This window comes from Bradyrhizobium sp. i1.15.2 (assembly GCF_040548425.1).
Lineage (GTDB): Bacteria > Pseudomonadota > Alphaproteobacteria > Rhizobiales > Xanthobacteraceae > Bradyrhizobium > Bradyrhizobium canariense.
In genome coordinates this window covers 114,161-135,760 of sequence record NZ_JBEPRQ010000015.1, presented here as the reverse complement: position 1 = coordinate 135,760, position 21,600 = coordinate 114,161, and the positions used below count along the sequence as shown (strand labels likewise).

Genomic DNA, 21,600 nt, shown 5'->3' with positions numbered 1-21,600 from the left:
GACTGTCTTGATCCCTCATCCTGAGGAGCCCGCAAAGCGGGCGTCTCGAAGGATGGCCACGGGCGAGAGCCGGGCCTTCATGGTTCGAGACGCGCTTCGCGCTCCTCACCATGAGGGACTAGTGAAACAACGAGGTTAAAAGCGGTAATGGCGAGCTTCTTCATTGACAGGCCGATCTTCGCCTGGGTGGTCGCGCTGTTCATCTGTCTGGTCGGCGCAATTTCGATTCCGCTGTTGCCGATCGCGCAGTATCCGATCATTGCGCCGCCCTCGATTTCGATCTCGACCAGCTATCCCGGCGCCTCGCCCGAAAACCTCTACAACAGCGTCACGCGGCTGATCGAGGAGGAGCTCAACGGCGCCTCCGGCATCCTCAATTTCGAATCCACCAGCGACTCGCTCGGCCAGGTTGAGATCATCGCCAATTTCGTGCCGGGCACCGATACCAGCGCCGCCTCGGTCGAGGTGCAGAACCGCATCAAGCGCGTCGAGGCGCGGCTGCCGCGCGCGGTGATCCAGCAGGGCATTCTGATCGAGGAAGCCTCCAGCGCGGTGCTCCAGATCATCACGCTGAACTCGACCGACGGCAGCCTGGACGAGGTCGGGCTGGGCGACTTCATGATCCGTAACGTGCTCGGCGAGATCCGCCGCATCCCCGGCGTCGGCCGCGCCACGCTGTATTCGACCGAACGCAGCCTGCGCGTCTGGGTCGATCCGGCCAAGCTGGTCGGCTATGGCCTGACCGCCGACGACGTCAACAAGGCCATTGCCGCGCAGAACGCGCAGGTCGCTTCCGGCAGCATCGGCGCCGAACCGTCGACCTCGACCCAGCGCACCTCCGCGCTGGTGCTGGTCAAGGGCCAGCTCTCGTCCCCGGATGAATTCGGCACCATCATCCTGCGCGCCAATGCCGACGGCTCGACCGTGCGGCTGCGCGATGTCGCGCGCATCGAGGTCGGCGGCCTGAGCTACCAGTTCAACACCCGTCTCGACGGCAAGCCGACCGCCGGCCTCTCCGTGCTGATGTCGCCGACCGGTAATGCGCTGGCGACCGCGAGCGCCGTCGAAGAGAAGATGAAGGAGCTGTCGCGCTTCTTCCCGGCCAATATCGGCTACGAGATTCCCTACAACATCACGCCCGTGGTCGAGGCCTCGATCAAGAAGGTGCTGTCGACGCTGGTCGAAGCCATCGTGCTGGTGTTTGTGGTGATGTTCCTGTTTCTGCAGAACATCCGCTACACCATCATTCCGACCATCGTGGTGCCGGTAGCGCTGCTGGGCGCCTGTACCACGCTGCTGCTCGCCGGCTACTCCATCAACATGCTCTCGATGTTCGGCATGGTGCTCGCGGTCGGCATCCTGGTCGACGATGCCATCGTCGTGGTCGAGAACGTCGAGCGCATCATGGCCGAGGAGGGGCTACCGCCGAAGGAAGCGACGCGCAAAGCGATGTCGCAGATCACCGGCGCCATCATCGGCATCACGCTGGTATTGATGGCCGTGTTCGTGCCGATGGCGTTCTTCCCGGGCTCAGTCGGCATCATCTACCGCCAGTTCTCCGTGACCATGGTCGCCGCGATCGGCTTCTCCGCCTTCCTGGCACTGTCGCTGACGCCGGCGCTGTGTGCGACGCTGCTCAAGCCCGTCGCTGCCGGCCACGGTCACGCCAAGAAGGGCGTGTTCGGCTGGTTCAACCGGATGCTCGAGGGCGGCAAGGAGGGCTATTCCCGCACCGTCGGTTTCTCGCTGAAGCGCACCGGCCGCTTGATGCTGGTCTATGTCGCGCTGCTCGCCGGCCTGTCCTGGGCCTTCGTCAATCTGCCCGGCGGCTTCCTCCCCGTCGACGACCAGGGCTTCGTCACCACCGACGTGCAGACGCCGTCGGATTCGTCCTATGGCCGGACCGAGGCGGTGATCGAGAAAGTGGAAAAATATTTGGCGCAACGGCCGGGCGTCGATAACGTCACCTTTCTTACCGGCTTCAGCTTCTCCGGCCAGGGCATGAACACCGCGCAGGCCTTCATCACCTTGAAGGACTGGTCGGAGCGCGGGCCGAAGGATTCGGCAGCGGCGATCGTTGCCGACATCAACCGCGATCTGTCGTCGTCGATCCGCGACGCAAAAATCTCCGCGCTGCAGCCGCCGCCGATCGACAATCTCGGCAATTCCTCGGGCTTCTCGTTCCGGCTCCAGGACCGCGGCCAGAAGGGCTATCCGGCCTTGATGCGCGCCGCCGATCAGTTGATCGCGGAGGCCAATGCAAGCGCTGTGCTTCAGAAGGTCTATGTCGAAGGCCTGCCCGAGGCGGGCGTGGTCAATCTCGTGATCGACCGAGAAAAGGCCGGCGCCTTCGGCGTCACCTTCGAGGACATCAACAACACGATCTCGACCAATCTCGGCTCGAACTACATCAACGACTTCCCGAACCGCGGCCGCATGCAGCGCGTCGTGGTGCAGGCCGATGCCCGCGACCGCATGCGCACCGAGGACATCCTCAACTACAACGTCAAGAACAGCCGCGGCCAGCTGGTGCCATTCTCGTCCTTTGCCACCGTGGAATGGGCGCGCGGACCGACGCAGATCGCCGGCTTCAATTATTATCCGGCGGTGCGCATCTCGGGCGAGGCGAAACCCGGCTTCACCTCGGGCGATGCCATCGCCGAGATGGAACGGCTCGCAGGCAAGCTGCCGCGCGGCTTCGGCTATGAATGGACCGGGCAGTCGCTCCAGGAGAAACTGTCGGGTTCGCAGGCGCCGTTCCTGCTCGGGCTCTCGGTGTTCGTGGTGTTCCTGTGCCTGGCCGCCCTTTACGAGAGCTGGACCATTCCGCTCGCGGTGCTGCTCACCGTGCCGCTCGGCATCGTCGGCGCGGTGGTCGCGGCGATGCTGCGCGGCCTGCCCAACGACGTCTATTTCACCGTCGGTCTGATCACCATCATTGGCCTTGCGGCCAAGGACGCGATTCTCATCATCGAGTTCGCCAAGGATCTGCGGAAAGAAGGCAAGCCGCTGGTGGACGCCACCATCGAGGCCTGCCGCCTGCGCTTCCGCCCGATCCTGATGACCGGCCTCGCCTTCATCTGCGGCGTGCTGCCGATGGCCATCGCCCATGGCGCCGGCGGCGCCAGCCAGCAGGCACTCGGCAGCATCGTGATGGGCGGCATGATCGCGGTGGTGATCCTGGCGCTGCTGATGGTCCCGGTGTTCTTCGTCTCGGTGCAACGCGTGCTGGGCGGGGATCGGGAGAAGGTGGCGAAGGAGGCCGAGATGTATGGGCCGCCCGCGCCGGCAAGGGCCGGCCACTGAACGGCCGGGAAATCGCATATGGCGCGCACGTGCGGCGGCATCGGCAGTGGGCTCCCTCTCCCGCTTGCGGGGGAGGGTTGGGGTGGGGGTGTCTCCGCGTCGGGATTGTCGAGAATTGCGGAGGATGCCCCCGTGTGGTGAGAGCCCTCACCCGCCGCGCGCGGGACGATGCTTCGCATCGCCCGGGGCGCGTCGGCCTCTCCCGCAAGCGGGAGAGGCGGAGCAAGCCGCGTGGTCCTCGTGCACCATATGCGATTGCCCTGACTGAACGCCGGATCCCTCGGCTTGATTTCTCGGAGGCCTCAATCCAGACTGCATCCCTGGATTGAACAACGTATTCGCACCACGCCGCGAATACCCTGGCATCCCGCCGATCGAGAGCACGTCATGCGTCCGACCGAAATTGCGATCTCGAACTATCGCTCCATTCGGCGGCTCTCCATACCCATCCATCCCTTGTCGGTGTTTGTCGGTGAAAATGGCGTCGGCAAATCCAATCTCTACAAGTCCTTGTCGCTGCTGCGCGACGCGGCGACCGGTCAAATCACCCGCACGATCGCCGATGAAGGCGGATTGAATTCGGTCTGCTGGTCCGGCATTCGCAAAAAGGGCGAAGACGGGCGGCTGCGGCTGTCGGCCACATTCGACAGCATGAGGTATTCCATCGAGCTCGGGTTTCCGAGCCCGCTTCAGGCCGCGTTTTCCGGCGAGCCGATGATCAAGGCTGAAACGATCGAAACGACACGCGGCAAACGCACGGTCAAGCTGATGGAGCGGATCAATTCGCTTATCAGCGTCCGTGGCGAGAGCGGCGCCTGGAACGCTCACAAGGATGCGGTGCTGCCGTCAGAGACCGCGCTTGCGGCTTTTTCCGATGGCAAGCAATGTCCGGAAATCGACCTGATCAGAAATGCGATGCTGGGCTGGCGATTCTATCATGACTTCCGCACTGATCCGGCGTCACCGATACGAAAGCCTTGTCTCGCGATCGCGACGCCCTCGCTCAGCGCCGATGGAATCGATTTGGCGGCCACCCTGGCGACCCTCTATGTCATTCGGGAAGACGCCAACGACCTGCAGGACGCGATCCAGGATGCATTCCCGGGTGCCGAACTCCGCGCATGGGAAGAAAATGGCAGGTGTGAATTCGATCTGCAATTGCCGGATATGCCGCGGCCGTTCAGGGCGCATGAACTATCCGATGGGACGCTGAAATACATCTGCCTGCTCGCGGTGTTCATGGGCTATCGGCTGCCGCCGTTCATTGCGCTGAACGAACCCGAGACCAGCCTGCATCCGTCGCTGCTGGCGCCGCTGGCCCGGCTCGTCGCCAAGGCATCACGCCGCGCCGACATCTGGATCGTCACCCATTCGGAACAGTTGATGGACGCGCTGCGAAGCGAGAGTTCGGTCCCGCTCCGCCGGGTGATCAAGTCGAAGGGCGCCACGGCGATCGAGGGCCTGACCATCGGCGGTGAATATCGCGACGACGAGGACGACGAGGAATCCGACGAGGACGACGATTCTTAACCGTCGTAGATCGAGCTGTCGTGCTACTGCGGCCTACTTCCGCAAAATCTTCGCCAATTCCCCGTGCACGAACTCATTCCCGCACACGACATTGCCCGTCACCAGGGCATCGCCCGGCGTGTCGATGTCGGTGATCGTGCCGCCGGCCTCGCGCAGCATGATCATGCCTGCCGCGATGTCCCAGGATTGCAAATTGCGCTCCCAATAGCCGTCGAGGCGGCCCGCCGCGACGAAGGCGAGGTCGAGGGAGGCGGCGCCGAAGCGGCGCAGGCCGGCGACGCGCTCTTGCATCGCGGTCATCTCGCGGCGGAATTCCTCGTGGTCGCCGCGGCCGATATGGGGCAGGCCGCAGGCCACCACGCATTCGTTGAGCTGGCGGCGGCCGGCCACGCGCAGGCGCTGGTCGTTGAGGAAGGCGCCCTTGCCGCGCTCGGCAATGTAGAGCTCGTCATTGGCGGGATTGTAGATCACGCCGGCGATGATCGTGCCTTCGCGCGAAAGCCCGATCGAGATCGCGAATTGCGGGATGCCGTGCAGGAAGTTGGTGGTGCCGTCGAGCGGATCGACGATCCAGGTGTGGCTCTTGTCGGAGCCCTCGCGCGTGCCGCCTTCCTCGCCGATGAAGCCGTAACCGGGCCGCGCCTTGGCGAGGTCCTGGTAGAGGATCTCCTCGGCGCGCTTGTCGGCCAGCGAGACGAAATTCGCCGGCCCCTTCAGCGAGACCTGGAGATGCTCGATCTCGCCGAGATCGCGCTTGAGGCTGCGGCCGGCGCGGCGCGCGGCCTTGACCATGACGTTGATAGTTGCGGAATACAGCATGAGCTTCCGGTCTTGATCGGGGGAAATGGCGCGAAATCGCACCTGTTTGAGGGATGGGGTGCCCTGCGGGGGCCTCAACGTCAAGTCATTTGGCCCCGAGCCATTTCCTGGCGGCAGCCTCGGCCTTGGCCCGGTCCTCGGCCGGCAGATCGGACAATTGCTTGTCCAGCTCCGGATCGCCCTTGCCGGCGGTCTTGGCCACCAGATGCCATTTGAAGCCCTCGACCTTGTCCACGGCCGTGCCCATGCCGTTGATCAGCACCCAGGCCAGCCGGTTCTGCGCGATCGCGCTGCCCTGGCGGGAGGCCTTGCGGAGCAGGGCTACGGCCGCCGGCTGGTTCTTCGGCGTGCCGGTGCCGTTGAACAGCGCGATGGCGTATTCGACCTCGGCATCGACATTGTCGGTCAGCGTGGCGACCTGGAGCAGACGCACCGCCCGTTCCAAATCCTTCGGCACGCCGGTGCCTTCCTTGTAGAAGGTCGCGAGCGCGTATTGCGCCTCGGGCAGGCCGGCATCAGCCGCCTGGCGCAGCAGCTCGGCGGAGCGCTTGACGTCCTGCGGCAGGGTCTGGCCGTCGAGATAGAGCAGCGCGAGGTTATAGGCCGCCTTGGGCTCGCCGAGCTTGGCGGCGGACGCCATCAGCTTGACCGCCTCGTTTTTGTCGACCGGGCCGCCGCGGCCGGACATTCTGAGCATAGCGAGCGCGAACATCGCCTCGCGGTCGCCGGCGTCGGAGGCGCGCTTGTACCATTGCAGCGCCTTGGCGTAGTCGCGCCGGATTCCCATGGCATTGGAATAGAGCTCACCCAGCATGGTCATCGCCTTGGCATCGCCGGTTTCGGCACGGGCGGTGGCGAGTTCGAAGGCGGTCTTGTACTGGCCGCGCTGATAGGCGCCGTACACCAGATCGACGTTGGGATTGTCGGTCGGAGGCGCAGGGATCACGGTCGCGGCCGGAGCCTGCTTTGGGGAGGCTGAAGGTTTGGGGGACGCTGAAGGCTTTGGTGCCGGGGCCGCTTCCTTCTTCTTGGTGATAGTGTGCGGCGTGGCCTTCGGCTTGTCCTTGGTTTTCTCGGCCGAAGGGCTTGGCGTTGCCACGGGCGGCGTGATCTGGAGCTGCGCGGCCGCGGGCACTGTGAGCAGCAGCGTGGCCAGGATGGTGATGCGCGGGAGCTTCATGACGGGCGCTAGCCGTGCTCCTGACCCGCAGGATTTTGGCCCGCAAGCGCCGTCGCATGAGCATTCTTGATCGCAGCGTCGATCTCGACCAGCGCGGCCTTGGGTCCGCGCGGATCGGCCCAGATCAAGTCGTCCACCAGCACGAAATCGGCGCCGCTGGCGGCGAATTCGCGGGCCTCCTCCAACGACAGGGCAAAGCCGACGCAGGGCGGCTCGAACAGCTCGGCCCACCAGTCCAGCCGTTCGGCGATCGCTTGCGACGACGGCCGCTGGCCCTTTGCGTCGGGCTCGCCGAACAGAACGTAATCCGCGCCGATCTCGCCCGCATCCATGGAATGGTGCCGCGTCGTCAGCCCGCCGACGCCGGCGATGCGATCGGGCTTGAGCGATGGCAGCGCCTCTTTCAGCGCGGCGATGCCGGGCAGGTGCGCGCCGTCGGCGCCGCCGCGTGCGACGAGCTCAGGATGGCCGTCGACGAGCAGCGCGGCGCCCGCTTTCTGAACCGGCGGCGCTAGCGCCTTGATCCGGGAGATCATGGTGCGCTGATCGGTCTCCTTCAGGCGCAGCAGCACGGCCGCGACGTCGGCGGCGGCGAGCAGACCGGGCAGCTCCGTGAGAAGCGAAGCGGGATCGTCGACGACAGGCGTCGCGAGATAAAGGCGCGGCGCCGGGCGCGGCGGAGGAGATTTGTTCGACAAGATCTAGGCCGCTTTCTTTTCCAGGCTGCTTTGCCATTCGCCTTTGGAGGCGAGGCCATTCATTCGCGCGCGGTGACTGAATGCGCTTTGTCCGGCCGCGACGTTCTCGGCTTTGCCCGACCAGGCCTTCTGCGGCGCGGCCTGCAGTGCGCGACCGTAGGAGAAGGTCAGGCCCCAGGGCAGGGGCCCGCGCTTGTGCATGGAGTTGAGATGCGCCGTTGCCTCTTCATCCGACTGGCCGCCGGAGAGGAAGGCGATGCCGGGTACCGCCGCGGGCACGCACGCCCTAAGCAGCCGTATCGTCTTCTCCGCGACCTCCTCGATGGAAGCCTGCTTCGGGCATTTTTTGCCTGAGATGGCCATGTTCGGCTTCAGCACCATGCCCTCGAGCGCGACGCGCTGCACGCGCAATTCCTGAAACGTCTTGTTGAGCACACGGCTCGTCACCTCATAGCAGCGATCGATGTCGTGATCGCCGTCCATCAACACTTCGGGCTCGACGATCGGCACGATCTGCGCGGCCTGGCACAGCGCTGCATAGCGCGCCAGCGCGTGGGCGTTGACGCTGATCGCGGTCATTGAGGGGATGCCGCTGCCGATATCGATCACCGCGCGCCATTTGGCGAAGCGCGCGCCGCGCTCGCAATATTTCTTCAAGCGCTCGGCGAGCTTGTCGAGCCCGACGGTGACGAGCTCTCCCGGGCACATCGGCAGGGGCTGCGTGCCCTCGTCGACCTTGATGCCGGGAATGGCGCCGGTCTGTTCGATCAGCTTGACCAGGGGCGTGCCGTCCTTTGCGTTCTGCCAGATCGTCTCGTCATAGAGGATGACGCCGGAGATGTACCGGCTCATGGCTTCGTTCGAGCGGAACAGCATCTCGCGATAGTCGCGGCGGTTCTCCTCGGTCGATTCCACGCCGATCGCGTCGAAACGCTTCTTGATGGTGCCGGAGGATTCGTCGGCGGCAAGGATGCCCTTGCCGGGCGCGACCAGAGCGGTCGCGATCCTGTTGAGCTCAGTCAGATTCATCGAGATGTCCTCCCAAAACGATTCTGCCCTTGCCGGTGAAAATAGACCGTTCTCGGGCAAATGCCGAGTTAACGTTCGTCGCAGGGTAAGGGGGAGGGCTTGTTCACCTCTCCCCGCCTGCGGGGAGAGGTCGGATCGCCCTTGCGATCCGGGTGAGGGGGTACAGGTCCCGCAGTCATCTCATCTGCGGAGAGAGCCCCTCACCCCAACCCTCTCCCCGCGAAGGGCGGGGAGAGGGGGAGGATAGAGCAGCTTCACGCCACCTTCGGGGCGAGCTCGCCCTTGGCGTAGCGCTTGGCCATCTCGGCCGTGGTCAGCACCTTCTTGATCTTGGAGGCTTGGCCTGCGGTATTGAATTCCTGGAGCCGCTGCTTGCACAGCTTGGTCATCGCTTCCATCGCGGGCTTCAGGTATTTGCGCGGATCGAACTCTTCCGGATTGTCCTTGAGCACTTTCCGGATTTGGCCGGTCATCGCCATGCGGTTGTCGGTGTCGATGTTGATCTTGCGCACGCCGTTCTTGATGCCGCGCTGGATCTCGGCGACAGGCACGCCCCAGGTCGGCTTCATCTTGCCGCCATAGGCGTTGATGATGTCCTGGAGGTCCTGCGGCACCGACGAGGAGCCGTGCATGACGAGATGCATGTTCGGCAGCTTGCGGTGGATCTCCTCGATCACGTTCATGGCGAGGATGTCGCCGTCGGGCTTGCGGGTGAATTTGTAAGCACCGTGAGACGTCCCCATCGCGATCGCGAGCGCGTCGACCTGGGTCTCCTGGACGAACTTCACGGCTTCATCCGGATTGGTCAGGAGCTGGTCGTGGCTGAGCTTGCCCTCGGCGCCGTGGCCGTCTTCCTTGTCGCCCATGCCGGTTTCGAGCGAGCCGAGCACGCCGAGTTCGCCCTCGACCGAGATGCCGCCGAGATGGGCCATGTCGGTCACGGTCTTGGTGACGCCGACATTGTAGCCCCAGTCGCCGGGGGTCTTGCCGTCAGCCTTGAGCGAGCCGTCCATCATGACCGAGGTGAAGCCGGCCTGAATCGCGGTCATGCAGGTTGCCGGCTCGTTGCCGTGGTCGAGATGCACGCAGACCGGGATGTGCGGATAGATCTCGGTCACCGCGTCCATCATGTGCTTGAGCATGACGTCGTTGGCGTAGGAGCGCGCACCGCGCGAAGCCTGGATGATGACGGGCGCGTCGACCTGGTTGGCCGCGTCCATGATCGCCAGCGCCTGCTCCATGTTGTTGATGTTGAAGGCCGGGACGCCGTAATCGTTCTCCGCCGCATGGTCGAGCAATTGACGCAACGTGATCCGAGCCATCTGTGTTTTTCTCCCGTTTGGGCCTGCAAGGCCACTGCTTGAAGGCGGCTGACGACTTGCCGACCGATTACTTGGTGCGCAGAACTTCGACGCCGGGCAGGGGCTTGCCTTCCATCCATTCAAGAAATGCGCCACCGGCTGTCGAGACATAGGTGAACTGACCGGCCACATGGGCCTGATTGAGGGCCGCGACGGTGTCGCCGCCGCCCGCGATCGAGATCAGCTTCTTGGCCTTGGTGCGCTCGGCGGCATGCTTGGCGGCGGACATCGTGCCGCGGTCGAACGGTTGCATCTCGAAGGCACCGAGCGGTCCGTTCCAGACCAGCGTCGCCGCATCGTCGATGGCGGCATGGACACGTGCGATCGACTGCGGACCGACGTCGAGGATCATGCCGTCGGCCGGGATTGCGTCGAGGCCATAGGCGTGCGACGGCGCGTTGGCCGCGAAATGATAGGCGACGGTGGCATCGACCGGCAGGATGATGGCGCAGTTGGCGGCTTCCGCCTTTTCCATGATGCGCAGCGCGGTCGCGGCGAGATCCTTCTCGGCCAGCGACTTGCCGATGCCGACGCCCTGGGCGTGCAGGAAGGTGTTGGCCATGCCGCCGCCGATCACGAGCGCGTCGACCTTGGTCACGAGGTTTTCGAGCAGGTCGATCTTGGTCGAGACCTTGGCGCCGCCGATGATCGCGATGACGGGCTTGGTCGGTGAGCCCAGCGCCTTCTCCAGCGCGACCAGTTCGGCCTGCATGGTGCGGCCGGCATAGGCGGGTAGCTTGTGGCCGAGGCCTTCGGTCGAGGCGTGGGCGCGGTGCGCGGCCGAGAACGCGTCATTGACCCAGATGTCGCCGAGTTTTGCGAGCTCCGCGACAAAGGCCGGATCGTTCTTCTCTTCCTCTTTGTGGAAGCGGGTATTTTCGAGACAGAGGATGTCGCCGTCGTTCAGCGCCGCCACGGCCTTGGCCGCGGGCTCGCCGATGCAGTCGTCGGCGAAGCCTACGGGCTTCTTCACGACCTTCGACAGCGCCTCGGCAACGGGCTTGAGCGAGTCCTTGCCATCGCGCCCTTTCGGCCGGCCGAAATGCGCGAGCAGGATGACCTTGCCGCCCTTGTCGGAGATTTCGGTGATGGTCGGCGCGACGCGCTCGAGCCGGGTCGCGTCGCTGACGCGACCGTTCTCCATGGGCACGTTGAGATCGACGCGCAGCAGGACGCGTTTGCCCTTCACGTCGACGTCGTCGAGGGTGCGGAATTTGTTGGTCATCGGAGGCCCTTGTCCCGGGCGCACCGCGGCGCGTAGTGCCGCCGTGCAGAACCGGGACCCAAATTGCGGCGAGTCCCGCGGTTGAATGGGCCCCGGCTCTGCGACGCAGCGCTTCACGCTGCATCGCGTCCGGGACACGAGAGCGGAGTTAGATCACCTTCGCCATCGCGACGGCGGTGTCCGCCATGCGATTCGAGAAGCCCCACTCGTTGTCGTACCAGGACATCACGCGCACCAGCGTGCCGTTCTGCACCTTGGTCTGGTCCATGTGGAACGTCGAGGAGTGCGGGTCGTGGTTGAAGTCGATCGAGACGTTCGGCGCGGTGGTGTAGCCGAGGATGCCCTTGAGCTGCTGCTCGGAGGCACGCTTCATCGCCTCGTTGATTTCCTTCGGATCGGTGGCGCGCTTGGCCACGATCTTGAGGTCGACGACCGAGACGTTCGGGGTCGGCACGCGGATCGCGACGCCGTCGAGCTTGCCCTTCAGTTCCGGCAGCACGAGGCCGATCGCCTTGGCGGCGCCGGTCGAGGTCGGGATCATCGACATCGCAGCCGCACGGCCGCGATAGAGATCCTTGTGCATGGTGTCGAGCGTCGGCTGGTCGCCGGTATAGGCGTGGATCGTGGTCATGAAGCCGGTCTCGATGCCGACGAGGTCGTTCAGCACCTTGGCGATCGGCGCAAGACAGTTGGTGGTGCAGGAGCCGTTGGAGACGACCAGATGTTCCCGGGTCAGCGTGTCGTGGTTGACGCCGAAGACGATGGTGGCGTCGGCGCCGTCGGCGGGCGCAGAAACGAGAACGCGCTTGGCGCCGGCGGTCAGATGCGCGGAGGCCTTGTCCTTCGAGGTGAAGATGCCGGTGCATTCCATCGCGATGTCGATGCCGAGATCCTTCCAGGGCAGCTTCGAGGGATCGCGCTCGGCGGTCACCTTGATCTTGTTGCCGCCGAGGCTGATCGTGTCGCCATCGACGGTCACGGTGCCGGGGAAGCGGCCGTGGACGCTGTCGAAGCGAAGCAGATGCGCGTTGGTCTCGACCGGGCCGAGGTCGTTGATGCCGACGACCTCGATGTCCTTGCGGCCGGACTCAGCGATGGCCCGCAGGATGTTGCGGCCGATGCGGCCAAAACCGTTGATTCCGACGCGGACTGCCATGTTTCGTCTCCTTCAATGACCGTTGTCATCCCGCACAACGCGCTAGCGCGCCTGCGAGGGTTTTTTTAGGGCGGACGCCCGGTTCGGCCGGGCGGGGCTTGATCATATGAGAGTTAGGTAGTCCTTTTTTTCGGCAATCTCAACTCTCAGGAAACGCGTTTCAGAACGGCGTTAACCGCGGCCTCGGCGGTAATGCCAAAGTGCTGGAATACCTTGTTGAGAGGGGCGCTGGCGCCGAAGGAGTGCATGCCGATAAATTCGCCATCCTGGCCGATGACGGCGTCCCAGCCCCAGCGCACGGCGGCCTCGATCGCGACCTTGATGGGGGCGTTGCCGATGATCTCGTCGCGGCGCTCCTTTGGTTGCGCTAACAGGAGCTCAAGCGAGGGAACCGAAACCACCCGGGTCGGAATGCCGCGCTCGGCGAGCTGCTTCTGGGCGGCCACGGCCATCTCCACTTCGGAGCCCGAGGCGAACAGCGTCGCCTTTGCTTCGCCCTGGGCGGCCACCAGTTCGTAGGCACCAAACCGGCAGGGGCTTTCGTTCGGTGCGGTGGTGCGCAGCTGGGGCAGGTTCTGACGGGTCAGCGCCAGCACCGTCGGGCCGTCGATGCGGTTGAGCGCGAGCTCCCAGCACTCGGCAACCTCGATGGAATCGCACGGGCGGAACACGCGCATGTTGGGAATGGCGCGCAACGCTGAGAGATGCTCGACCGGCTGATGGGTCGGGCCGTCTTCGCCGAGGCCGATGGAATCGTGGGTCATCACATAGACGACGCCGGTGCCCATCAGAGCGGCAAGGCGCATTGCCGGCCGCGCATAATCGGTGAACACCAGGAAGGTCGCGCCGTTCGGCGCAAAACCACCGTGCAGGAAGATGCCGTTCATCGCCGCGCACATGCCGTGCTCGCGGATGCCGTAATGGATGAAGCGGCCCTTCGGCGTCTTGGCCGAGAACGCGGTTGCCGACTTCGCCTTGTTGTTGTTGGAGCCGGTGAGGTCGGCCGAGCCCGCCAGAAATTCCATCGGCATCGCGCCAGCAATCACTTCGATCACGGCTTCGGAGGATTTGCGGGTCGCCGCATTCATCGGCTTTTCCAAGAGCTCCTTCTTGTAGCCTTTGAACGCCTTCGCCAGCGCCGCTGGGCGCTCGTGGCGCAGCCGTCGCTCGAACTCGGCGCGCTTGCGGCTGCCGAGTTCGCCGAGCCTTGCTTCCCATTCCTGTCGTGCCGCCGCGCCGCGGCTGCCGGCCGCGCGCCAGGCCTTGAGCACGTCGTCGGGCACCGAGAACGGCTCCAGCGAAATGCCGAGATTTTCCTTGGCGGCCTTGAGTTCGTCGGCACCGAGCGCTTCGCCGTGCACCTTGTTGGTGCCGGCCTTGTGCGGCGCGCCGAAGCCGATGGTGGTGCGGCAGGCGATCAGCGTCGGCTTGTTTGATTTCTGAGCGCGCGTGATCGCGGCTGATATCGCAGCCTGGTCATGACCGTCGATCTTCTCGGCCGCCCAGCCGCACGCCTTGAACCGCTTCACCTGGTCCACGGAATCGGAAAGCGAGGTCGGACCGTCGATCGAGATGCCGTTGTCGTCGTAGAGCACGATCAGCTTGTTGAGCTTCCAGTGCCCGGCCAACGCGATCGCTTCCTGCGACACGCCTTCCATCAAATCGCCGTCGGAAGCGATCACATAGGCATGGTGATCGACGATCTTTTTGCCGAACTCGGCGGCGAGCATCTTCTCGGCGAGCGCCATGCCGACAGCGGTGGAAATGCCCTGGCCGAGCGGACCGGTGGTGGTCTCGATGCCCTTGGTGTGGCCGTGCTCGGGATGTCCCGGCGTCAGCGACCCCAACTGGCGAAAGTCCTTGAGCTGGTCGATCGTCATCTCGGGGCTGCCGATCAGATACAGCAGCGAATAGATCAGCATCGAGCCGTGCCCGGCCGAGAGCACGAAGCGGTCCCGGTCCGGCCAGTCCAGCGCGGCGACGTCGAATTTCAGGAATTGCGTGAACAGCACGGTCGCCATGTCGGCGGCGCCCATCGGCAGGCCCGGATGACCCGATTTCGCCTTCTCGACGCCGTCCATGGCGAGGCCGCGGATCGCATTGGCCATACGGTTGTGGTCGACCTGCGTCATGTCTGAAAATCCGTCTGAAATGAGGCGCTTGTGGCTGGATTTGGCCGCGCCGGAAGGAGCCTTTCGGCCGCTGGGGTCGCGGCTGGGATAGCATCTCGGTTCCGACAGGCCAAGGCAATCAAACGCCGGTTTGGCCGCAAAAGTTGCTTAGCAGTGCATAGTTTCGTGGCGGCGTTGCGCTCCGCTAGCTTGCCACGTAAATTTCTGCTTCTAACCGCTTGCCGAACCGAGTCTTTTGCCGGACGGCAAGCCCCCAGGGGATAGGCCACAGGTTCCGCCGCTGACTGCATGAACGATCGCGTATCCAACAGCTCTGCCATGACCGAGTCCTCGGCCGTCGAGATCGAGATCGCGACCCGCAGGCTCATGGCGGCGCTCGACTCGCTCGAAAGCGCGGTGGAGCGGCGGCGCGACGCCGATCGCGACGAGAACGAGCTCGCGGCGCGGATCCAGGCGCTGGGCGCGGACCGCTCGCGGCTTGCCGACGAGCTCGACGGCGCGCTGGTGAAGGCGCGCAAGCTCGAGCGCTCCAGCCGCGAGATCTCCGATCGGCTGGATTCCGCGATCGTTACGATACGTTCGGTGCTCGATACCGGAGAGGACGGATGAGCCACATCAACGTCACCATCAACGGCCGGCAATACCGCATGGCCTGCGAGGAAGGCCAGGAGGTGCGGCTGCTCAAGCTCGCCGAAAGCCTGGAGACGCGGATTCAGTCGCTGCGCGGAAAGTTCGGCGAGATCGGTGATGCCAGGCTCACCGTGATGGCGGCGCTGACCGTCTGCGACGAATTGGTCGATGCCGGCAATCGCATCCGCACCATGGAGCAGGAGCTGACCGAGTTACGGGATTTCCGCAACGCCGCCGTCGAGCGCGCCCGGTTGACCCAGACCGCGGTCGTGAACGCACTGAACTCCGCGGCCGAGCGCATCGAGAAATCGACCCAGGTCCTGAACCGCACCGTCGGCAACGGGATCGCCATCGGCTGACCCTTCACCGGGCTGGCGATTCGTCAGCATCGTTGTTACATTGCCCAAGCGGGGCTGCGACGCGCGTCAGGAGCCATTATCCCCGGGGCCTTATCGATCCTTTAGGGAACTGTCCCTGGCCGGGCCCGTGGGCTCGGACATATGGTGCCCACCTACTTTCGTAGGGAACTCCGGGATCGAGTGCTTCAACGGCGTTCGCGGCTTCGCACTTTTGTATTCGTCCTCCTGGTTCGTGCCTCTCGAATTGCGTTCCCGACAACCGGCAGTGTCATGCCCCGCGAAGGCGGGGCATCCAGTACGCCGCGGCGTCGATGTTTGATCACTGGCGTCTCTGGGATACTGGATCACCCGCCTTCGCGGGTGATGACGGCGGAGCAAGCGCACATGTCCAACACCAAAGCCGAACTCCGCGCCAAAGCCCTCGCGGCGCGCGATGCGCTGAGCGAAAAGAAACGCACCGCCGCCGCCGCCAAGCTCGCCAAGCGCGGGCTGCCGTTCCAGCTCCTGCCCGGCAGCATTGTGTCAGGCTATTCGCCGATCCGCAGCGAGATCGATCCGATGCCGCTACTGAAGACGCTCGCAGAGCAGGGTGCCCGGCTCGCACTGCCTTGCGTCACCGCGCGCGGCCAGTCGCTGATCTTCCGCATCTTCAATCCGAACGATCGCCTGATGCTCGGCCCGCTCGGCATTCCCGAGCCGTCGCCTGGGGCCGCTGAAGTCATTCCCGACATCATGCTGACGCCGCTCGCTGCCTTCGATCGTCTCGGCCACCGCATCGGCTATGGCGCGGGGCACTACGACCACACCTTCGCGCATCTGCGAAAAACCAAGACCATCGTCGGCATCGGGCTCGCTTTTGCAGCGCAGGAGATCAAGGCGGTTCCGGCACTATCCCACGACGTCGCGCTGGATTATGTGCTAACGGAATCCGACGTATTCGATTTCCGGAGTTCTGAAGTTGCGCATTCTGTTCGTGGGTGATGTCGTCGGCCGTGCCGGGCGCAATGCCATCGCCGAATATCTGCCCGGCATGGTCAAGGACTGGTCGCTCGATTTCGTCGTCGTCAACGGCGAGAATTCCGCCGGCGGCTTCGGCATCACGGAAGCGATCTATCAGGAGTTTCTCGATGCCGGCGCCGACGCGGTGACGCTCGGCAATCACTCATGGGACCAGCGCGAAGCACTCGTATTCATCGAGCGCGCCGAGCGTTTGGTGCGGCCGGCGAACTATCCGCGCGGTACGCCCGGCCGCGGCGCCGCATTGGTCGAGACCAAGAACGGCAAGCATGCGCTCGTCGTCAACGCTTTGGGCCGCGTCTTCATGACCCCGTTCGACGATCCCTTCGCAGCGCTGGAGCGCGAGCTCGGCGCCTGCCCGCTCGGCATCGCTGCGGACGCCATCGTCGTCGACTTCCATTGCGAGGCGAGCAGCGAGAAGCAGGGCATCGGCTTCTTCTGCGACGGCCGCGCCAGCCTCGTCGTCGGCACCCACACCCATGTGCCGACCGCCGACCACCAGATCCTGTCAGGCGGCACCGCCTACATGACCGATGCCGGCATGACCGGCGACTACGATTCCATCATCGGCATGCAGAAGGAAGAGCCGCTGCGGAGGTTCACCTCCGGAATCCCGTCAGGCCGCTTCGAGCCGGCGGCGGGCGCGGCGACGCTCAGCGGCGTCGCCGTGGAGACCGATGACGCGACAGGGCTCGCACTGCGGATTGCACCGGTGCGCGCGGGCGGCCGGCTGGAGCCGGCGACGCCGAAATTCTGGTTGAGCTGAGTTCTCGCGTAGCTCGCCACACACTCAGTGTCGTCCTGGCGAAAGCCAGGACCCATTACCACCGGCCGTGGTAATGGGCAGGCTCGCGGTCGAGGGCATCGCGCCAAACAGACAGTTGGGGTAATGGGTCCTGGCTTTCGCCAGGACGACAATGGGGCCTACTCCGCCGTCTGCTCCCTCAACCCCGCCACATCCTTCGCCGTCAGCTTGGACCCCTTCGTCCCGAACCGTGCCGTGACATAATTCGCCACCGCCGCAATCTCGTCGTCGCTATACGCGTCACCGAACGCCGGCATCGACAGCGCGCCGTCGGGCGTGTGGCGCTTGGTGCCTGACAGCACGATCTGCGCGACGTTAGTGGCGGCGGGGTCGTTGACGGCCCAGGTGCCGGTCAGCGTCGCCATCGGCGAGATCGGGCTCTCGCCGCTCCAGCCGTGACAGCTGGCGCAGGCGCTGGCGAACATTTTCTTGCCGCGCGCGTCCGCCGTAACGCCGTCCTTGTGTGAGGCGGGCGCAATGGGTGCGATGGTTGCGGGCAGGTCGGGCGAGGGCTGCGGCGGCACGCTGCGCAAATAAGCGACGATGCTGCTTATGTCCTCAGGCGCGAACTGGCTAAAACTGTGGTCGACCGCTTCACCCATCGGACCCGACGCCGAGCCGTGGCCCGGCGCATGGCCGAGCGACAGATAGGAGATCAGGTCCTCGTCGCGCCAGCTGCCGAGACCAGTGGCCTTGTCGGAGGAGATGTTGAAGGCGCGCCAGCCGGCCGTGATCGCGCCTGCAAATTTCTTGCTGTTGTCCAGCGCAAAGCCGAGATTGCGCGGCGTATGGCATTCGCCGCAATGTGCCAGCGCCTCCACGAGATACGCGCCGCGATTCCACTCCGGGCTCTTCGACGTATCAGGCGCAAAGCGCGTGTCGGGATTGAACACGGCCGACCAAAAGATCATCGCCCAGCGCTGATTGAACGGGAACGACAGCGTGTTCTCCGGCGGCTTCGCGCGCACCGCCGGCAGGCTGAACAGATAGGCCTTCACCGCCAGCACGTCCTCGTCCGTCATATAGGTGTAGGACGTGTAGGGCATCGCCGGATAGAGCCGGGCGCCGTCATGGCGCTTGCCGCGCTGGACGGCGTTGAGAAAATCCTGGTCGCTGTAATTGCCGATGCCGGTGTCCTTGTCCGGCGTGATGTTGGTGGAATAGAGCGTGCCGAACGGCAGCTTGAAGCCGAGCCCGCCGGAATAGTCCTTCTCGCCGGGCTTGGTGTGGCAGACCATGCAGTCGGCCGCCTTCGCGAGGTATTCGCCGCGTTCGACCAGGCTCGCCTTCTCCAGCTTTGCCGGCACGCCGGTCGGCTTGCCGGCACGGTGATCCGCCAGCGCCACCTTGGGGCCGCCGGCGAAGTCGAGCGGGCCGGGCCCGCGGATGATCCAGACGCCGAGCGCCACCACGACAATGGCGATCACGACGATGCCAGTGAGGATACGCATCTTGCCGCTCATGCCTTTTTCCCCGCAGCCAGCAGTTTCCGATCGATCGGCAGGCGCCGCAGCGCGACGCCGGTTGCCGCGTAAATGGCGTTGCGCAGCGCCGGCGGTCCGGCATTGACGCCGGCCTCGCCGATGCCGCCGGGCGCCTCGCCGCTCTTGACCACGACGACCTCGATTTTCGGCATCTCGTTGATGCGCATCATGCGATAGTCGTGGAAATTCGACTGCTGCACGCGGCCCTTCTCGATGGTGATCTCGCCATAGAGCGCGGCGGTGAGGCCGAACACCAGGCCGCCCTCGATCTGCGCCTTCACCGTGTCGGGGTTGACCGCGATGCCGGTGTCCACCACCGATGTGATGCGGCGGAGCGTGATCTCGCCGATATCGTCGATCTCCGCTTCGACCACGGTGGCGAGGAAGCTCGCAAATGACGGCTGCACGCAAACGCCGCGACCGACGCGCGGTGGCAGCGGTTGGCCCCAGCCGGATTTCTCGGCGGCGAGATTGAGCACCGCGAGCATGCGCGGATTCTTGGTCAGCATCGCGCGGCGGAATTCGACCGGATCCTTGCCGGCCTTGCGCGCGAGCTCGTCCATCGCGCATTCGACCGCGAACACGTTGTTGTTCGGACCGACGCCGCGCCAGAAGCCGGTGGGCACCGCCGGCGGTTCGGCGCGGACATATTCGACGTGGAAGTTGGCGAAGTCGTAGGGCGCATCCACGGCGGCATCGACCGCGTCGATGTCGATACCCTTCTGAAACGCCGGCGGCAGCCAGCGCGCCAGCACGGCGGAGCCGGCGACCTTGTACTTCCAGGCCGCGACCTTGCCGTCGACCAGCGATGCCGTGACCTGGTCGCGATAGACCGGGCGGTAGACGTCGTGCTGGATGTCCTCCTCACGGGTCCATATCACCTTCACGGGATCGTCGACCTGTTTTGCGATCTTCACGGCGGCCACCACCATGTCCGGCTCGAGCTTGCGGCCGAAGCCGCCGCCGAGCAGATGCTGGTTGACGATCACCTTGTCGACGGGAAGGCCGGCTGCCTTCGCCGCCTCCGACTGCACGCGCGTCATGATCTGCGTGCCGGTCCAGATCTCGCAGGCTTCAGGCCTGACGTGAACGGTGGCGTTGATCGGCTCCATCGAGGCATGCGCAAGGAACGGCAGCTCGAACCTCGCCTCGAACCTGTCGCCGCTTGCGAGCCCCTTGGCGATGTCGCCGACCGATTTCGCGACCACGCCGTCCTTCTCGCTGGCGGCGCGCAGATGCTGCCAGATATCCTTTGTGCTGAGCTTCGCGTTCGGTCCCTCGTTCCACTCGATCTTGAGCGCATCGAGGCCTTTCTTCGCGGCCCACATGTGATCGCCGATCACGGCGACCGTGTCCTCGAGCACCACGACCTTGCGCACCCCCGGGATTTTCACCGCCGCGCTGTCGTCGACCTTGCCGACCTTGCCGCCAAAGACCGGGCAATTGGCTATCGCGGCGATCTTCATGCCGGGCAGGATCGCGTCGATGCCGTACACGGCCTTGCCGTTGACCTTGTCCGGCGTGTCGAGCCGCTTCAAGGGCTGGCCGATGATCACGAAATCCTTGGGATCCCTAAGCGGCACGTCTTTCGGCGGCGACTGGCCCTGTGCAGCCAGTGCCAGTTCGCCATAGCCGAGCTTGCGGCCACTTGCGGCATGCACGACCTCGCCTTTCGACGTCGTGCAGCTTGCGGGCTCGACCTGCCATTGCGCCGCTGCGGCCTGCACCAGCATCGCTCGCGCGCTGGCGCCGGCCGAGCGCAAGGGTTTCCACCAGGCACGGATCGAGGTCGAACCGCCGGTCGCCTGCAGGCCAAAGGCGGGATTGGCGTAGAGCTGGTCGTTGGGCGGCGCGTGCAGCACCGCGACCTTTGCCCAATCGGCATCGAGCTCTTCGGCCAGGATCATCGAGATCGAGGTATAGACGCCCTGGCCCATCTCGACCTGCGGCATCAGGAGCACGGTGCGGCCAGTCTCCTCGATTCGGATAAAGGCGTTCGGCGCGAACTTGCCGTCGGTGGTGTCCTTCGGCTGCTCCGGCTCGTTGACGGCGGCGCGCAGCGGCAGGTGGAAGGCGAGCAGGAAGCCGGTGGCGAGACCGCCGGTCAGAAGCGCACGGCGGGAAACGTCAGGAAGAGTCTTGTCGGTGATCATGGCGGACCTCACGACTGCCGGCCGGAGGCGGCCAGCTTGATGGCCTCGCGGATGCGCACATAGGTGCCGCAGCGACAGATGTTGCCGGCCATCGCTGCGTCGATGTCGGAATCATCAGGGCTGGGCGTTGCCGCCAGCAGTGCCGCGGCCGCCATGATCTGACCGGACTGGCAATAGCCGCACTGGATCACTTCGGCATCGAGCCAGGCCTTCTGCACCTTTGCGCCGGCCGGTGTGCTGCCGACATGCTCGATCGTGGTGATGGCGCGGTTCGCGACCGCGCTGATCGGCAAGACGCAGGAGCGTACTGCCTTGCCATCGACGTGCACCGTGCAGGCGCCGCACTGAGCGATGCCGCAGCCGAACTTGGTGCCCGTCATCCCAAGGACGTCACGCAGGACCCACAGCAGCGGCATGTCAGGTGGCGCGTCGAACGATTTCGTTTCGCCATTGATGGTGAGAACAGTTGCCATATGCATCCCCTTGCTCGCGCGATCGCTTACGGCGATCTAGTCAGCGAATTTGCGCGCACAATAATCATATCGATGCGAAACGATGAAGCGTCGACATTTCCGGCAATGCATATTTGCGCAGCGAGCGGGTCAGGCCATGACGTTCACGAATTTGTGCGGCGATCACTGCAGTGATTTTGGGCTAATTGATATGATAATCGTCATGTTTTGACGCTTTTGCTTCACATGCGCCGTTGATCGCCG

17 protein-coding genes and 1 other RNA gene are annotated in these 21,600 nt (G+C 64.7%); 7 read left to right on the top strand and 11 right to left on the bottom strand.

Going from position 1 to position 21,600, the window contains the following annotated elements:
- Positions 1-147: 147 nt before the first annotated feature.
- Positions 148-3,306, top strand: coding sequence for a multidrug efflux RND transporter permease subunit (locus ABIB80_RS24980; RefSeq protein ID WP_007599927.1), 3,159 nt, complete (start codon positions 148-150; stop codon positions 3,304-3,306).
- A 387-nt stretch (positions 3,307-3,693) separates the two neighbouring features.
- A complete protein-coding gene (locus ABIB80_RS24975) occupies positions 3,694-4,836 on the top strand; it encodes an AAA family ATPase (protein ID WP_007599928.1) in 1,143 nt (380 codons plus the stop codon).
- A 33-nt stretch (positions 4,837-4,869) separates the two neighbouring features.
- Here the strand turns inward: ABIB80_RS24975 and ABIB80_RS24970 are convergent, their stop codons facing one another.
- The 8 genes from ABIB80_RS24970 to tkt form a co-directional block, all read right to left on the bottom strand.
- Complete coding sequence (locus ABIB80_RS24970; protein WP_007599929.1) at positions 4,870-5,655, bottom strand: inositol monophosphatase family protein; 786 nt, start codon at positions 5,653-5,655, stop codon at positions 4,870-4,872.
- 85 nt (positions 5,656-5,740) lie between these two features.
- On the bottom strand, positions 5,741-6,835 hold the full coding sequence (locus ABIB80_RS24965; protein WP_007599930.1) for a tetratricopeptide repeat protein: 1,095 nt from the start codon (positions 6,833-6,835) through the stop codon (positions 5,741-5,743).
- Positions 6,836-6,843: 8 nt separating this feature from the next.
- Positions 6,844-7,533, bottom strand: a complete 690-nt coding sequence (locus ABIB80_RS24960; RefSeq protein ID WP_007599931.1) for a thiamine phosphate synthase — start codon at positions 7,531-7,533, stop codon at positions 6,844-6,846.
- A gap of 3 nt (positions 7,534-7,536) precedes the next feature.
- Positions 7,537-8,562 (bottom strand): class I fructose-bisphosphate aldolase, encoded by a 1,026-nt coding sequence (locus tag ABIB80_RS24955; RefSeq protein WP_007599932.1) that lies wholly within the window; start codon positions 8,560-8,562, stop codon positions 7,537-7,539.
- 254 nt (positions 8,563-8,816) lie between these two features.
- Positions 8,817-9,884 (bottom strand): class II fructose-bisphosphate aldolase, encoded by a 1,068-nt coding sequence (gene fba, locus ABIB80_RS24950; RefSeq protein WP_007599942.1) that lies wholly within the window; start codon positions 9,882-9,884, stop codon positions 8,817-8,819.
- Positions 9,885-9,951: 67 nt separating this feature from the next.
- On the bottom strand, positions 9,952-11,148 hold the full coding sequence (locus ABIB80_RS24945; protein ID WP_007599944.1) for a phosphoglycerate kinase: 1,197 nt from the start codon (positions 11,146-11,148) through the stop codon (positions 9,952-9,954).
- A gap of 148 nt (positions 11,149-11,296) precedes the next feature.
- Positions 11,297-12,304, bottom strand: coding sequence for a type I glyceraldehyde-3-phosphate dehydrogenase (gene gap / locus ABIB80_RS24940; protein ID WP_007599946.1), 1,008 nt, complete (start codon positions 12,302-12,304; stop codon positions 11,297-11,299).
- A gap of 146 nt (positions 12,305-12,450) precedes the next feature.
- Positions 12,451-14,436: a transketolase gene (tkt, locus tag ABIB80_RS24935; RefSeq protein ID WP_354128650.1), complete on the bottom strand. Its 1,986-nt coding sequence runs from the start codon at positions 14,434-14,436 to the stop codon at positions 12,451-12,453.
- A 288-nt stretch (positions 14,437-14,724) separates the two neighbouring features.
- On the opposite strand from tkt, the gene ABIB80_RS24930 reads away from it, so the two are divergent.
- The 5 genes from ABIB80_RS24930 (at position 14,725) to ABIB80_RS24910 (ending at position 17,208) form a co-directional block, all read left to right on the top strand.
- Complete coding sequence (locus ABIB80_RS24930; RefSeq protein WP_026232773.1) at positions 14,725-15,045, top strand: DUF4164 domain-containing protein; 321 nt, start codon at positions 14,725-14,727, stop codon at positions 15,043-15,045.
- Positions 15,042-15,425 carry a cell division protein ZapA gene (locus ABIB80_RS24925; protein WP_007599950.1) on the top strand — a complete coding sequence of 128 codons (384 nt, stop codon included), beginning with the start codon at positions 15,042-15,044 and terminating at the stop codon, positions 15,423-15,425. Before ABIB80_RS24930 ends, ABIB80_RS24925 begins: the two co-directional genes overlap by 4 nt.
- Positions 15,426-15,473: 48 nt before the next feature.
- Positions 15,474-15,633, top strand: a non-coding RNA gene (gene ssrS, locus ABIB80_RS24920) — 6S RNA.
- Between the two features lie 176 nt (positions 15,634-15,809).
- Positions 15,810-16,406, top strand: a complete 597-nt coding sequence (locus ABIB80_RS24915; RefSeq protein WP_219682872.1) for a 5-formyltetrahydrofolate cyclo-ligase — start codon at positions 15,810-15,812, stop codon at positions 16,404-16,406.
- Complete coding sequence (locus tag ABIB80_RS24910) at positions 16,384-17,208, top strand: TIGR00282 family metallophosphoesterase (protein WP_007599952.1); 825 nt, start codon at positions 16,384-16,386, stop codon at positions 17,206-17,208. The genes ABIB80_RS24915 and ABIB80_RS24910 overlap by 23 nt, the downstream gene beginning before the upstream one ends.
- Positions 17,209-17,366: 158 nt before the next feature.
- Here ABIB80_RS24910 and ABIB80_RS24905 read toward each other — a convergent pair whose 3' ends face one another.
- Genes ABIB80_RS24905 through ABIB80_RS24895 form a run of 3 tightly spaced genes read right to left on the bottom strand, consistent with a single transcriptional unit; the run spans position 17,367 to position 21,357 of the window.
- Positions 17,367-18,710 carry a c-type cytochrome gene (locus ABIB80_RS24905; protein ID WP_354128649.1) on the bottom strand — a complete coding sequence of 448 codons (1,344 nt, stop codon included), beginning with the start codon at positions 18,708-18,710 and terminating at the stop codon, positions 17,367-17,369.
- On the bottom strand, positions 18,707-20,884 hold the full coding sequence (locus ABIB80_RS24900; protein WP_354128648.1) for a xanthine dehydrogenase family protein molybdopterin-binding subunit: 2,178 nt from the start codon (positions 20,882-20,884) through the stop codon (positions 18,707-18,709). Before ABIB80_RS24900 ends, ABIB80_RS24905 begins: the two co-directional genes overlap by 4 nt.
- Before the next feature lie 8 nt (positions 20,885-20,892).
- Entirely contained in the window at positions 20,893-21,357 is a 465-nt protein-coding gene (locus tag ABIB80_RS24895) for a (2Fe-2S)-binding protein (protein ID WP_198288264.1), read from the bottom strand.
- Between the last annotated feature and the right edge of the window lie 243 nt (positions 21,358-21,600).

Bases quoted from the DNA above. Each gene is read 5' to 3' on its own strand.
- ABIB80_RS24980 (WP_007599927.1), top strand. From the start codon at position 148: ATGGCGAGCTTCTTCATTGACAGGCCGATCTTCGCCTGGGTGGTCGCG.
- ABIB80_RS24975 (WP_007599928.1), top strand. From the start codon at position 3,694: ATGCGTCCGACCGAAATTGCGATCTCGAACTATCGCTCCATTCGGCGG.
- ABIB80_RS24970 (WP_007599929.1), bottom strand. From the start codon at position 5,655: ATGCTGTATTCCGCAACTATCAACGTCATGGTCAAGGCCGCGCGCCGC.
- ABIB80_RS24965 (WP_007599930.1), bottom strand. From the start codon at position 6,835: ATGAAGCTCCCGCGCATCACCATCCTGGCCACGCTGCTGCTCACAGTG.
- ABIB80_RS24955 (WP_007599932.1), bottom strand. From the start codon at position 8,562: ATGAATCTGACTGAGCTCAACAGGATCGCGACCGCTCTGGTCGCGCCC.
- fba (WP_007599942.1), bottom strand. From the start codon at position 9,884: ATGGCTCGGATCACGTTGCGTCAATTGCTCGACCATGCGGCGGAGAAC.
- ABIB80_RS24945 (WP_007599944.1), bottom strand. From the start codon at position 11,148: ATGACCAACAAATTCCGCACCCTCGACGACGTCGACGTGAAGGGCAAA.
- gap (WP_007599946.1), bottom strand. From the start codon at position 12,304: ATGGCAGTCCGCGTCGGAATCAACGGTTTTGGCCGCATCGGCCGCAAC.
- tkt (WP_354128650.1), bottom strand. From the start codon at position 14,436: ATGACGCAGGTCGACCACAACCGTATGGCCAATGCGATCCGCGGCCTC.
- ABIB80_RS24930 (WP_026232773.1), top strand. From the start codon at position 14,725: ATGAACGATCGCGTATCCAACAGCTCTGCCATGACCGAGTCCTCGGCC.
- ABIB80_RS24925 (WP_007599950.1), top strand. From the start codon at position 15,042: ATGAGCCACATCAACGTCACCATCAACGGCCGGCAATACCGCATGGCC.
- ABIB80_RS24915 (WP_219682872.1), top strand. From the start codon at position 15,810: ATGTCCAACACCAAAGCCGAACTCCGCGCCAAAGCCCTCGCGGCGCGC.
- ABIB80_RS24905 (WP_354128649.1), bottom strand. From the start codon at position 18,710: ATGAGCGGCAAGATGCGTATCCTCACTGGCATCGTCGTGATCGCCATT.
- ABIB80_RS24900 (WP_354128648.1), bottom strand. From the start codon at position 20,884: ATGATCACCGACAAGACTCTTCCTGACGTTTCCCGCCGTGCGCTTCTG.
- ABIB80_RS24895 (WP_198288264.1), bottom strand. From the start codon at position 21,357: ATGGCAACTGTTCTCACCATCAATGGCGAAACGAAATCGTTCGACGCG.